This is a genomic window from candidate division Zixibacteria bacterium HGW-Zixibacteria-1 (genome assembly GCA_002838945.1).
In the GTDB taxonomy this organism is placed as follows: Bacteria; Zixibacteria; MSB-5A5; order GN15; family PGXB01; genus PGXB01.
On the sequence record PGXB01000068.1, the window covers coordinates 1 to 11,288 of the forward strand.

Sequence of the window (11,288 nt, forward strand, 5' to 3'; positions counted from 1 at the left end):
GAGAAAATGTCTGGACTTTCAAACACCGTCTGAAGTATTTTTAGAGCAATTGTTGCACTTCAAATGTGAATCCACCTTCCCGCCTGCGCGGGAATGACAAATAAAGGCGGGAATGACATTGTTATATTATCTTTGTGGATTTACTTCCAGAACCACCGCTTCTTTTCCTTGATCATCTCAGGGAAAAGCGGGGCGCGAAGCTCTTCGGGAAGCTGCACTTTGGGTTTGAGCAGACCAAGATACCGCTGATACCACTTCCAGCTCTTCTTCTCGGCCCTCATGAATTTCTTGATCGCCTTCTCGCGTTCATACAGAACGGCATCATACTTCTCTATTTTCTGCAGCAGATTCTCGACATTCTCGCGCCGTTCCATGGCGGCCCGGAATACATCATAATCCTTGAAATTAAAAACCGTTTGCACCATCGGTTCGAAAAAAACCATCGCCTGGGCGCCGATATAATTAAGCGGTCGGACCGATTCAAGAAACATTATCGCCGGGATCGCCATCCGCCACATGATGACTTTTTTTGCCACCTTCTCCAGAACCGCATCTTCTTCCGCGGGAATCGGCGGCTTGCTCTCATCGGGCGGGTCGACACTTCCTCTGAACAGCGACATCTTTATTCCTCTCCGCCTTCGGCGGACTTATCTTTATTCATCCGTTCTTTCACGAAGGCCATGACTTCATCCTTATTGAACCAAAATTTAATATAGATCCCCCGGAAATTCTCGAGCCGCGACGGCCTCACGAACGGCGACAGCAGGACCCCGTTCTTATCCACGTAGTACGAGCGATACTGCGACCATTTCTTCTGTAGACTCTGCGTGGTCGTTTTGACGAAGATGGCATCCTCGGTAAATTTGTACCGCGTCGGGAAAAAATATGACGTCAGCGACCCGAACAATATCAGAACCGCGAGAACGCCGAACCAGACCGATGATGTGGCATAATACACCAGACCGATCAGGACCAGCAGGAAAATCGTCACCAGAACCGTGACCCGGGGATTCTTTTTCGCCGGATGACAGACCCACTCCAGGGTTCTTCCCGAAACGGCCGGTTCCGACTTTCTGTCCGCCCGGGCATCCGCCCCGGCGTTCAAATCAAGCGAGAGCTGCTCTTTTTCTTTATCCGTCATAATGCCTATTTATCGAGCGATTCGGGCGTCCGATACCGCTCCTTTTTCACTTTACCCAGCATCTCCAGAAACTCTTTAGGATCGATAATCTTTTTCTCTATCAACAGCGTTACCAGCGCTTCCTGGGCCAGGTTGTTCGACAGGGCCAGTTCTTCATAGGTAATATCCCGCGCTTCGCCGTCAACAACCATCTTCAGGGCAATTTTTTTATCATCGGTCATGAAACTGCTCCGCTTATATTGTTAGCCGCCGCCATAATTTCTACGCGCGGCGGTGAATATAGTTTTTGATTATTTTGCCTGTTTCGCTTAATCATTTTTGCGGCGAATCGAGCTCTACCGGATGCGGCATTCCATCTTCGATCTTATATATCGGCAAAGCAATATTCTCGCGGTTGCTGCCAAAAGAAATCTTCCCTGAGGCCCCCAGGTAATTTTCCACCGCCGACAGGTAACTTGTTAATTCGGCATGCGTGTATATTCCCGAACTAAGGGCATTGCATATCAGGCTCATGGCGTCATACCCCAGCGCCTCCAGGCGCCCCGGCTGCCGTGCATAAAGCCGGTCAAAATCGGTCGCAAATTTCTGGGCCGCCGAGCTGTGCTCATCTTCGATCAATCCCGATGCAAAATAACACTTCTTGGTTACCGCCGCGCCAAGTGCATAAACCGTGCTGTTGCCCCAGCCGTCACCGCCGAGATAAATCGTATTCAGGTTATAGAAATTGATTTGAGGCAAAAGCTGCCTCAACTGACCGGCATCAGCCGGAATATAGATGCAGTCGATCCGCACCGGTACTTCTTCAGCCTCGATGGTATCACCGGCATCATTGATATAAGTGATCGAATCGAGCAGGGCCTTCAGCGCCAGCGATTTCAAATCCCGGATAAATGGGCCGAAATCGGTTTCACGGGCGCGGAAATATTCGATTCCGAGTATCGTCCCGCCAAGCTCCTTGAATCGGCCCGCAAAAGCTCTGGCCATTCTTAAATTCTCCGGAGTGGTCGGCGTAATAATCGCGGCCGTGTCGGCTTTCAGCCATTCCACCGCCAGATCGGCCATCCGTATGCCCTGCCAGTCAAGATTCGGCTGCAATTGAAAACTGCTCCCGGACAGCGCCGTCAATCCCCCCTGCGTAGCCGCAGGAATAATCAATGGCATATCGGCGCATGATAATACCGCCGAAGTCACTGCGGTCGCCTCGCTGGTCAGCGGTCCGATCGCCGCGGTAACGCCTTCATCGGCCATTCGCTTGACGATTCGAGCCGCCTCAATTGTCTCGCCGCGGGTGTCATAAATAACAGGATTCAACTGTCGTCCGGTTTGCTCGGCAAATTCCGCCGCCCGCATCTTGATACCGTCCAGAATCTGCTCGCCATATTTTTGCATATCGCCGGAAAGCGGCAACACGATCCCGATATCGGCCTGTCGTTTTAACAGCGTATTGGCCTGCTCAACCAGCGCGGCCGCCTCCGGGCCCGGACATGAAACCAAAAGAGTTCGAACCGACTGCAGACTGCCCTTTTTGATCAGTCCGCGGGCCGCCGCGGTCAACAGCCGGCACCTTTTGTCCCCCTGCAAATTTATATTTCTTATTTTTTCGACAAAGCCGGCCCGCCCGTATGGAATCGCTTTTTCGATTGAATTAAGAAGAATGCCGTCAAGGCGGCTGTCGGCGGAAAGCCGGTATGATTCTATATATCGATTAATGGCTTCATCGGGATGCGACAAACGGTACTGGATATTGCCAAGAAACAGATAGACATAAGGCAGGTAATCGGTCCCGGGATATTCACTTATCAATCGGCGAAAATCATACTGGCTCATCTCATAGCGGCCGCCGTAATAACCAGCTTTGCCTTTGAAAAATATGAATGATTCCCGGTCATGATGTTCGGGGTAGGAATTGACCAGTTCGGTAAACTGAGTATAGGCCGAGGCGTAATCCCCGTTTTCCAGTTGATCGAAAGCCCTTTTAAATAATACCCCAGCCTCATCGGCCTTCAACACTGCCGGCGACAGCAGCATTACAAGCAGAAGAAAAAGGGCGCTATATTTTAACGAGTTGCCTCTCACTACAGAGAATACTTGCCAAAATCTTCGGGATTAATTCTTTTCAACCGTTCGGCCAGCGATTCCGTATCCGTCTTCATATCCTCCGGAAAATTGGAAGCGCCGGCCTTAAACAGGGATTCTTCCGCATATATCGGGGCCTTGACCTTCAGGGCCAATGCAATCGAATCCGATGGTCTGGCATCAATCTCGTGCATGATTCCGTCGCACTTAAGCCAGATCCTTGCATAATAAGTCTGTTCTTTCAACTCCGTAATGGCGATTTTCTCGACTTTGGCTGACAGCACCGAAATAACCGTCTTGAGAATATCATGCGTCATCGGCCGTTTGGAATCCAGGTGGGACAGTTCCATGGCAATTGCCCATGCTTCGGCCTGACCGATCCAGATCGGCAGCTTTTGATCCGTTTCATCATTGGACAGAATCACCACAGGCGAATTGGTAATCAGATCCAGTGCCAGACCGTCAACCTTTACCGCTAATAATGCCATTACTTACGCCTTTCTTATCACCCATAATTTGACATTGGCAATAATGTCTTTTTCGACCTTAATGGGTATCGTATACACGCCGAGCGATTTAATCGGCTCTTCGAGTAAAATGGATCTCTTGTCGACAGTCATGCCTTCTGCGGTCAGAAGATCGACGATATTCTGTGATGTAACCGAACCGAAAATCTTATCCTCTTCACCAACCAGAACCTCGCTGGTCAGGGAGAGTTTCTCGAGGTGCAGTTTCACCTTTTCCGCCTCACGCAGTTTCTTGCGCTCCCGGAGATTACTCTGCTTTTCGATCTCACTTATCGCCTGCAGATTGCCTTTGGTTGCCGGTATTGCAAGATTCCTCGGAATCAGGTAATTACGGCCAAAACCGGTCTTTACTTCAACCGTCTGTCCGACCTTACCGACATCAGGAACATCTTGCCGAAGAATAACCTTCATAACTATATCCTTTCATACAATCAAATATACTCTAACCAATCATCCTTGCCCGGACTTTTCTAAAATCAAAATAGCTGTCGAACAGGCCGATCATCGCGGCCATGAGGAGTCCGGGAAGCTGCAAAAAAACAAACCCCAGATAGAACAACACTTTCAATAAAAGCGATAATCTTATTTTTTTAAGATAATATTCTATCACCGCAAAACCGAACAGGGCGTAGAAGAAGCCCAAAAACACCAATGCATTATCGGCGATTACTTTTATCGCGTCCGGCCCGATCAATCTTGCCAGAAGAAACAGACCTGCTATATATATATATAACTGCGGCATTTTCCAATACATGAAATTTCCCAGCCCGGCGTGGAATTTTTTCATCAGGTCCATCATAAGTTTCAAAATCAGCCACCCGATAAACAGCAGAGCCACGGCATGAAGCGCCATAAAGGCCGGCGCCAGGCGTTTTGCAAGCGCGAACAGGTTCCCGAAGCTGTCGGCCAGGTCGGCCTTTAAAACATCAGATGTATCCAGCGTTCCAACTATGCTGAGCATCCAGCCGCCAAAAGCATCAATCGACTCATAGAACGGTTCCCGTATCGAATAGAAAAACAACAGGGACAGAACAATGGCTGCCGACATGCCGGTAAAAAAGGCCCTTCGGGGTATAACTCCAAAAGCCATGGCGCGGCCGAAAACCGCTCCCGGGACTACCGCAATGCCCCAGAATGAAAGCATCCACGGTTTCATACCATGAACCGAAAGCAGTATTCCCAAAGAACCGACCAGTCCGATTGAAAGTAATATATCCATCTTGTTAATCGCCAAATATAAGGCTGCAAATACCGCCGCCAGACTTACCAGGTAGTTGACCACCGGAATAAACAGCGTCAACGGAAAAACAAACAGCAGAGGCAGACAACTGAATCCAAGAATCGGCGTTAAATCCTGCCTGTCCGGAAGCATGCAACCCCGCCGTTCCGCTTATCGATAAAATTCGCTGGTAAACGGCATTATTGCCAAATGTCTTGCTCTCTTGATCGCAATCGTCAGAACCCGCTGATGGCGCGCGCAGTTGCCCGATATGCGACGAGGAACTATTTTGCCCCTTTCGTTCGTAAAACGCTTTAACAGACGATCATCGTGATAATCAATGGTATTGATCTTGTCTTCACAGAAGCGGCAGATTCGCTTTCGTCTTCTGTCAAAGTCCGCCAATTTATTCTTCATTCTTTCCATTCTCATAAATATCTATCCTATCCAGACATGGTTATAAAAACCTTACAGCATCCTTATGGTCAACCTGATGATTACACCACAAATCATGCCGCAGTCTATCATAATGGTTATAGTACATCCTCATCCGGCCCCATATCTTCCGGTTCGGACTCTTCATCATCTTCCTTCTCCGGGACCACCTCATCCGGAATTTCCGCAGGCACAGGAGCGGCACTGGTAGTTCCCGAGGAAGCGGCATGATGGGCCGGTGCGAGCGCAGCCTCTTCACCCTGGTGAATCTCCGGATACTTCTGCTCCAGGGATCCTTCGAACTGAACCGTCAGATAGCGAATGTATGATTCTTCGATGCGGAAGAACCGGTCAAGTTCGGTAAGCAAATTGTTGCTGCCCTCAAAAATCATGCGGGTGTAATAACCCTGTGTGAATTTCCTGATAGGATAAGCCAGCCGACGAATACCCCAGCGGTCTTCATGAATAATCTTACCCTCGTAACGAGTGATTAATTCTGATACTGATTTGATCTGTCGATCGAAAGTGGCGTCGTCGGCCTGTGGACTTAAAATAAAGGTAGTCTCATAGATGCGCATTCAAATCCTCCCTATGGACGTTTACGTTTCAAACGGCTCCGGATTACTCTGTCTCGCTTTCTTCCGGAGCAGGGTCACTATTATAAATACCCATCGCCTCTTCCGGGCGGTGAGTTAACGAATATAATACGGCGTCGGCCCCTTTATCAAGCATTTTCTTTCTTTTTTCCAGTTGATCGCCGGAAAACCGCTCCAGAACATACTCAATAGAGCCGACATTTTCGGGAATCGGCCCGATTCCAAGCCGTAATCGCACAAAATCGCGGCTTTGAAGGTGGCCGATGATCGACTCCAGTCCGTTATGGCCGCCGTCAGAACCCTTTTTCCTGATCCTTACCTTACCCAGCGGGAGATTATAATCATCGACCACAACCAGAATTTCATCGAGATTCAGGCCGAAATCAGCCAACGCCTGGCTGACGGCGGCACCCGAATTGTTCATATAAGTCGTTGGCCAGACTAATCTTATTTTTCGGCCCTGATATTCCTTCTCGGCCCAGATATAAAGCGGCTTCTCCCTCCTGCGGCGAAGCCGCCAGCGGTCGAAAATTAAATTGAGAACGTCAAAACCGAGATTATGCCGCGTTTCGGCATATTTTTCCCCAATATTGCCCAGTCCGATAATCAGCGAAATCATGGTATTTTCTCCAAAAACAGTGTCCAAAATAGCAAAATGAGGTCGATTGTCAAGTAACCGTTTTATTCGAATATCCGGTCGGAATTGCCGGTATATTTAATGAAGAAAGCCCGGAATAACTCAAAGAGGTGACGGAAATGATTATTTTTGAACAAAAAGAAGATATTACACCGGTTTGCCCGCATTGCAAGAAAGAAATAGAGAAAGTCTGGTTTCGGGAACTGAAAGGCGATCTCGGCAAGCGCTGTCTGTATTTCTGTCCGAAATGCCGCGGCACTCTGGGTGTTTCACATCGCAAGGGACTCACCTTCGGCTGGTAAATGGCAACCGCCCGCAGCATGGGTCGTCTCATGGTTGAAAAATTGTTTTGCTGATCTGCTGATATTCATGTATTGATGCCATTTTGAAAATATCTTTATTTCGGGCAAATTAAATCATATCTTTGACCCATGCCTATCCACTATCCCAAAAGCGACTTTATCGATTTCTATATCTCGATGGTCCCCGACAAGGGCGATGCCTATGCCCTGTACGACAAAACCGAAGCCATCTTCTTCGGCTCGACCAGAGGCAGTATTCGGGAGGAACTCTACAAACACAAACGAGGGTTGTACGGAAGCTGCACCCGGACGGCCGTCTATTTCAATCACCAGCCGACGCTTTTCCCTGATTATAAATATCGCGAATTGATGCGTGAGTTCGAAAAGGAGCACGGCCGCAAACCGAGATGCATGGCCGAGTAAAATAACTTTATTGCTGTATAAAAATGACCGGGAGACCGGTATCAAGGGCGCCGTACAGGGCGGTGGCATCCTCTGAAGAAATCTTGACCTCGATTATCTCCGACCCAAGGTAGTTTTCCAAAAAGCTTCGTCCCGATTCGATTATATTACCCGTCTGTGAAATGGCCCGGCCCTCAAGATCGGTGGTGATTTTCATCTGTATCCCGCCGTCCCAGGTAACGGCCAGTTTTCCGACTTTGTACCGTTGAATCATCTCCGGCGGGGCATTGGTCGCCTCGGAGACAATATTGAGCACCGTGTCATTCAATTGAAGCAGTCCCTCATAGAGGTGCGCTCTCCGGACATAGTGCACCAGACCAAGAGTATCGGTATCCGCGCCGATCAGCTGGTCGATTTCTTCCAATTTCGAGAGAACCTCCATCGGAAAAGACCTGATAACCGCTCCCCGGAGTTTTAATGTCATCCGTGACCTCGGAAAATCGATTATCAAATAAGGGCTGTCCTGAGCGGCGAGCCGTTGTTCGGATTCAAGCAGCCGGAGCTTTAATTCAAGCGATTGGGGGCCCCCCCCGCTGCCGATATGGAGTATGCCATAAGTAACAATTACCAACAGGGCAACCGCCATGACCGAAGCACCGATTATGTAAAATCTCTTGGGCATATTTTAGTAAATATAGATTGGTGTTCCCACGGGCGATAGATCGTACAATCTTTTCAAATCTCCCGACCCAACCCGGACGCAGCCGTGCGTCACGCTGACGCCCAGCAGTCTTTCATATATCGTGCCATGGATAAAATAACCGTCGCCGAAACCGAGCGCGTACGCCCCAAGCATTTCCGGATCGAGCCGTTCCCCTTCGTTTTTGGGAATGGCCTCATTTTCCTCGATAAAGGCCCAGTCCGGCTTGCGCCACCAGGGATCGGTCAGTTTGGAATTGACGGCAAAGGCGCCGGCCGGTGTATCGAACTCCCAGTGTCTTCCCGAAATCGAGTCGATTAATTCCGCGCCGGAACCGGTCGAGCAGGAGGTCGCCAGGAGAACCGAATCCTTTGTCCGCAGGTAGAGCATATTGGCGTAACGGTCGATGACGATATAGGGACGGCGCGGCTGAAGTTTCGACAATTGCCGCTCGGTCTGTTTGATTTTGCCCTTAAGGTCCCCCTTATCGCCCGAACCGGACTCATCGCTTTCCAAACGGCTCAGTTCCATCCGCCTCGAAGCTGATTTCATTTTCACGATAACAACCGAAGCGGCCAGTCCGACCACCCAGATAATTATCAAATATAGAATAATTTTTTTCGGCCTCATTTTGTTCCATTGGAATGCCGGACTATTGTCACCGGCGTCCCCACTTTAACATACTTCTTTAAATCATCCATTTCGGCATTGGTGACCGCCACGCACCCATCGGTCCAGTCCCGGCCCTGTCCCCCGTCGCCGTGAATCTCAATCAATCCCCCGATTTTAGCATTATCAGAAATTCGGCCCTCGGCCTTATTTTTCGCAAACCTCTTTTTGTCGGTCTCATTGGGGAAATTGAGCAGAAAAGCTAAATAGTATTTGCTCCCGCGGTTGATCTTGGTGACATGATACATTCCTTCCGGCGTGGTTCCGTCATGCGCCGCCATCTTCTGGTAAGCCGAGTTATACCCCAGATCGCATTTATACGTTTTTTTGATTTTTCCACCATTCAGCAAATACAGTTCATGCGCCCCTTTATCGACTATAATGGCGTACGTTTTATTATCCTTCGAATACTTCGTGGTCTGACTCACCCAGCTCTTCCAGGTATCGCTTCCCTCGGCCGACTGCCGGCGATAACCGTGATACTTTTCTTTCAATTGATCGAGCAGCGTTCCGGCCATGGCAATATGTGTTTTCGCATCTTTTTCGGCGCCGCGATCCAGCAGATTTTCCGCCATCAGGCAATGCGTCCGGGCCTCGGTCCATAATTTCTCACCGTCGAGGAGCACCAGCGAAGCATCAAGGCTGTCTTTCCAGGCCGATAACCTGGCGCTTACATTCCGATAGCTGGTTCTGATCCGGCCCGACTCATCCTTTTTTCTTTCAATGGCCAGCTTCACCGCCAGAGCCGCCTTGGATGATGCGGCATCGAGCAGAGAATCGATATACGCAAACGATTGGAAATTGATCAGTTTGTCGTTTTCCCCCGCAATCGCTTTTTCCGCTTTTTCCAGAAGCTTCATCGCATCGGCATAAGCAACCGGCGCATAGGTAACCGCCCCGGCTGCCCGGGCTTTGGCGACAGCATCATATACTTTCGGCAATGACTCGGCAGGCGGCTTATGAATCATCTTAGCCCCAATGAAAAAAGCGGCCGCTGCCAGCAGGACAAACAGTGGAATTAAAATATACTTTACATATCGCCTTGCAGACTTCATAAAACCAATACCGGAACCAGGTACCCCCTAATATACAGGGACCGCCGAACGGCGGCCCCCTCAATTCATACGAACATAATGTAAGCAGTTCGAATTTCCAAAGAGGAAATTACTTCGTACCGACTTTGGCTTTGGCCGTTTCCATCTCTGTCTTAATCCGATTCAACTGGGACTGGACAGCCTCAAATTTGGCTTTGGCACTCAAATACTTGCCGGCTTCATGCTCGGCCAGAGCACCCTTGTAGGTCTGCTCGATGGTGGTCAGGTCACTCTTGATCAAAGCCAGATCGGCGCGCGTTCCCTTACCCTTGGGAGCGCCGGCAACCGCTTTGTTTACCGTGACAAACAGACTGTCGAGTTTCGCCACAAGAGCAAGATTTTCCATTCTGACCTGCTCTTTGGCCGATTTGGTATCGGTCAAGGCCTGTTCGGCCAGACGCTGGGCGGCCGCATACATTTCTTCCGATTTCCCATATTTGCGGAACAGCGAGAACTTTCCGTCCTGCGCCTGTTTCTCGGCCTTGGCTGCATTGAGCGTATCCAGGGCCATCATATAAGTTTCGGGAGCATATTGTTCGGCTTCACCAAGCGCGGCCTGCTGCATGGCATCATCGCTCGCTTTCATCTGCACTTCCGGGGCCTTGCTGCAACCGGCAACCCAGACGATGAGCGCAATCGCCAACAGTACTAGCGACACACGCTTCAACATAAATTCTTTCCTTTCAGCCGACAGATCCGTTCGGACCTGTTGTGTAAAAAAAAAGACATGCACCGGATCGGCTTTCCTGCACACATCTCAGCTACATTCAAAATTCCCTCAATTCTGAATGTAATATTTACTATCAAGACATTTTCTTTATATTCAGCTTGCCAAAATTATACTTTCGACTCCAATTAACAAGCCACCCATCCCCAAAGTTCCCTGATTTCAGCGCGGCCTAATGTATATTGCGAAAAAATAAAATGCAAGAGGAATCTGTGCTTTTTTCATCTTAATTCGCAATATCCCAGGAAAGTCGAAATTGGCTCCGTAAGGCATTGCATAACAGCACATTACAATGGCGGACAGAGCGCTTTTTCGACTTTTTTCTGAAAAAATCCTCTATATATAATCATTAACGTATAAAAAATGGTTTTGTTTGTCAGTTTTGGCTCAAAAAGTCCAACCTTCCGCTTTCGAAAGCCGTCAATGGCAGTTAAAGACTTTCCCAAACATATTTATCGTTTCACACTTAGACATTTTTGAGGCTGCCACACGGAAACCGGTCAAATTACCATCAAAATGATGCAGTCCCATAATTTCGGGAGGGCAAAATTTCCTTGTAATTTTCTTTCTATCTTTTGCTTACACGGAATTGGCTTTGTTTTTGCGTTTTTAAAAAAATGAATATCCAACACCGGCAAAAAACTCTTTGGGTAGGGCAGGCTGGGTAGGTTGAAATTGATCTTGCCCCAATTTAGTGGACACTTTGAGTAGGTTGGATTACATTTAATCCAGGAGGTGTCCTGATGGAAAAGCGGCGTAGATT

16 protein-coding genes are annotated in these 11,288 nt (G+C 48.9%); 2 read left to right on the forward strand and 14 right to left on the reverse strand.

The genetic code is table 11. From position 1 onward, the window contains the following. Window positions 1-140: 140 nt before the first annotated feature. The 10 genes from CVT49_16090 to CVT49_16135 all read right to left on the reverse strand — a co-directional run bounded on the left by CVT49_16090 (window position 141) and on the right by CVT49_16135 (window position 6,613). Window positions 141-620 carry a hypothetical protein gene (locus CVT49_16090; GenBank protein PKK81961.1) on the reverse strand — a complete coding sequence of 160 codons (480 nt, stop codon included), beginning with the start codon at window positions 618-620 and terminating at the stop codon, window positions 141-143. 2 nt (window positions 621-622) lie between these two features. Beyond that, on the reverse strand, window positions 623-1,141 hold the full coding sequence (locus CVT49_16095) for a hypothetical protein (GenBank protein ID PKK81962.1): 519 nt from the start codon (window positions 1,139-1,141) through the stop codon (window positions 623-625). A gap of 5 nt (window positions 1,142-1,146) precedes the next feature. After that, window positions 1,147-1,362: a hypothetical protein gene (locus tag CVT49_16100; protein PKK81963.1), complete on the reverse strand. Its 216-nt coding sequence runs from the start codon at window positions 1,360-1,362 to the stop codon at window positions 1,147-1,149. A 91-nt stretch (window positions 1,363-1,453) separates the two neighbouring features. Next, window positions 1,454-3,217, reverse strand: a complete 1,764-nt coding sequence (locus CVT49_16105) for a hypothetical protein (protein PKK81964.1) — start codon at window positions 3,215-3,217, stop codon at window positions 1,454-1,456. Then, window positions 3,217-3,705: a hypothetical protein gene (locus CVT49_16110; GenBank protein PKK81965.1), complete on the reverse strand. Its 489-nt coding sequence runs from the start codon at window positions 3,703-3,705 to the stop codon at window positions 3,217-3,219. The genes CVT49_16105 and CVT49_16110 overlap by 1 nt, the downstream gene beginning before the upstream one ends. Before the next feature lie 3 nt (window positions 3,706-3,708). Further along, window positions 3,709-4,155 carry a 50S ribosomal protein L9 gene (locus tag CVT49_16115; protein ID PKK81966.1) on the reverse strand — a complete coding sequence of 149 codons (447 nt, stop codon included), beginning with the start codon at window positions 4,153-4,155 and terminating at the stop codon, window positions 3,709-3,711. Window positions 4,156-4,186: 31 nt separating this feature from the next. Further along, complete coding sequence (locus CVT49_16120) at window positions 4,187-5,116, reverse strand: hypothetical protein (protein PKK81967.1); 930 nt, start codon at window positions 5,114-5,116, stop codon at window positions 4,187-4,189. A gap of 18 nt (window positions 5,117-5,134) precedes the next feature. Continuing rightward, window positions 5,135-5,389, reverse strand: a complete 255-nt coding sequence (gene rpsR, locus CVT49_16125) for a 30S ribosomal protein S18 (protein PKK81976.1) — start codon at window positions 5,387-5,389, stop codon at window positions 5,135-5,137. Window positions 5,390-5,496: 107 nt separating this feature from the next. Then, window positions 5,497-5,976, reverse strand: a complete 480-nt coding sequence (gene rpsF, locus CVT49_16130; protein PKK81968.1) for a 30S ribosomal protein S6 — start codon at window positions 5,974-5,976, stop codon at window positions 5,497-5,499. Between the two features lie 43 nt (window positions 5,977-6,019). Beyond that, window positions 6,020-6,613 carry an aminoacyl-tRNA hydrolase gene (locus tag CVT49_16135; protein PKK81969.1) on the reverse strand — a complete coding sequence of 198 codons (594 nt, stop codon included), beginning with the start codon at window positions 6,611-6,613 and terminating at the stop codon, window positions 6,020-6,022. 137 nt (window positions 6,614-6,750) lie between these two features. On the opposite strand from CVT49_16135, the gene CVT49_16140 reads away from it, so the two are divergent. Further along, a complete protein-coding gene (locus CVT49_16140) occupies window positions 6,751-6,933 on the forward strand; it encodes a hypothetical protein (GenBank protein PKK81970.1) in 183 nt (60 codons plus the stop codon). Between the two features lie 129 nt (window positions 6,934-7,062). After that, window positions 7,063-7,356, forward strand: a complete 294-nt coding sequence (locus tag CVT49_16145) for a hypothetical protein (GenBank protein ID PKK81971.1) — start codon at window positions 7,063-7,065, stop codon at window positions 7,354-7,356. 7 nt (window positions 7,357-7,363) lie between these two features. On the opposite strand, the gene CVT49_16150 is transcribed toward CVT49_16145, so the two are convergent. The 4 genes from CVT49_16150 to CVT49_16165 all read right to left on the reverse strand — a co-directional run bounded on the left by CVT49_16150 (window position 7,364) and on the right by CVT49_16165 (window position 10,552). Then, complete coding sequence (locus CVT49_16150; protein PKK81972.1) at window positions 7,364-8,017, reverse strand: hypothetical protein; 654 nt, start codon at window positions 8,015-8,017, stop codon at window positions 7,364-7,366. A gap of 3 nt (window positions 8,018-8,020) precedes the next feature. Next, entirely contained in the window at window positions 8,021-8,665 is a 645-nt protein-coding gene (locus tag CVT49_16155; protein PKK81973.1) for a L,D-transpeptidase, read from the reverse strand. After that, window positions 8,662-9,759 carry a hypothetical protein gene (locus CVT49_16160; GenBank protein PKK81974.1) on the reverse strand — a complete coding sequence of 366 codons (1,098 nt, stop codon included), beginning with the start codon at window positions 9,757-9,759 and terminating at the stop codon, window positions 8,662-8,664. The genes CVT49_16155 and CVT49_16160 overlap by 4 nt, the downstream gene beginning before the upstream one ends. A gap of 109 nt (window positions 9,760-9,868) precedes the next feature. Beyond that, window positions 9,869-10,552 (reverse strand): hypothetical protein, encoded by a 684-nt coding sequence (locus CVT49_16165; GenBank protein PKK81975.1) that lies wholly within the window; start codon window positions 10,550-10,552, stop codon window positions 9,869-9,871. Between the last annotated feature and the right edge of the window lie 736 nt (window positions 10,553-11,288).

Bases quoted from the DNA above. Each gene is read 5' to 3' on its own strand.
- CVT49_16090 (PKK81961.1), bottom strand. From the start codon at position 620: ATGTCGCTGTTCAGAGGAAGTGTCGACCCGCCCGATGAGAGCAAGCCG.
- CVT49_16110 (PKK81965.1), bottom strand. From the start codon at position 3,705: ATGGCATTATTAGCGGTAAAGGTTGACGGTCTGGCACTGGATCTGATT.
- CVT49_16150 (PKK81972.1), bottom strand. From the start codon at position 8,017: ATGCCCAAGAGATTTTACATAATCGGTGCTTCGGTCATGGCGGTTGCC.
- CVT49_16140 (PKK81970.1), top strand. From the start codon at position 6,751: ATGATTATTTTTGAACAAAAAGAAGATATTACACCGGTTTGCCCGCAT.
- rpsR (PKK81976.1), bottom strand. From the start codon at position 5,389: ATGGAAAGAATGAAGAATAAATTGGCGGACTTTGACAGAAGACGAAAG.
- CVT49_16115 (PKK81966.1), bottom strand. From the start codon at position 4,155: ATGAAGGTTATTCTTCGGCAAGATGTTCCTGATGTCGGTAAGGTCGGA.
- CVT49_16160 (PKK81974.1), bottom strand. From the start codon at position 9,759: ATGAAGTCTGCAAGGCGATATGTAAAGTATATTTTAATTCCACTGTTT.
- CVT49_16135 (PKK81969.1), bottom strand. From the start codon at position 6,613: ATGATTTCGCTGATTATCGGACTGGGCAATATTGGGGAAAAATATGCC.
- CVT49_16120 (PKK81967.1), bottom strand. From the start codon at position 5,116: ATGCTTCCGGACAGGCAGGATTTAACGCCGATTCTTGGATTCAGTTGT.
- CVT49_16100 (PKK81963.1), bottom strand. From the start codon at position 1,362: ATGACCGATGATAAAAAAATTGCCCTGAAGATGGTTGTTGACGGCGAA.
- CVT49_16145 (PKK81971.1), top strand. From the start codon at position 7,063: ATGCCTATCCACTATCCCAAAAGCGACTTTATCGATTTCTATATCTCG.
- rpsF (PKK81968.1), bottom strand. From the start codon at position 5,976: ATGCGCATCTATGAGACTACCTTTATTTTAAGTCCACAGGCCGACGAC.
- CVT49_16155 (PKK81973.1), bottom strand. From the start codon at position 8,665: ATGAGGCCGAAAAAAATTATTCTATATTTGATAATTATCTGGGTGGTC.
- CVT49_16095 (PKK81962.1), bottom strand. From the start codon at position 1,141: ATGACGGATAAAGAAAAAGAGCAGCTCTCGCTTGATTTGAACGCCGGG.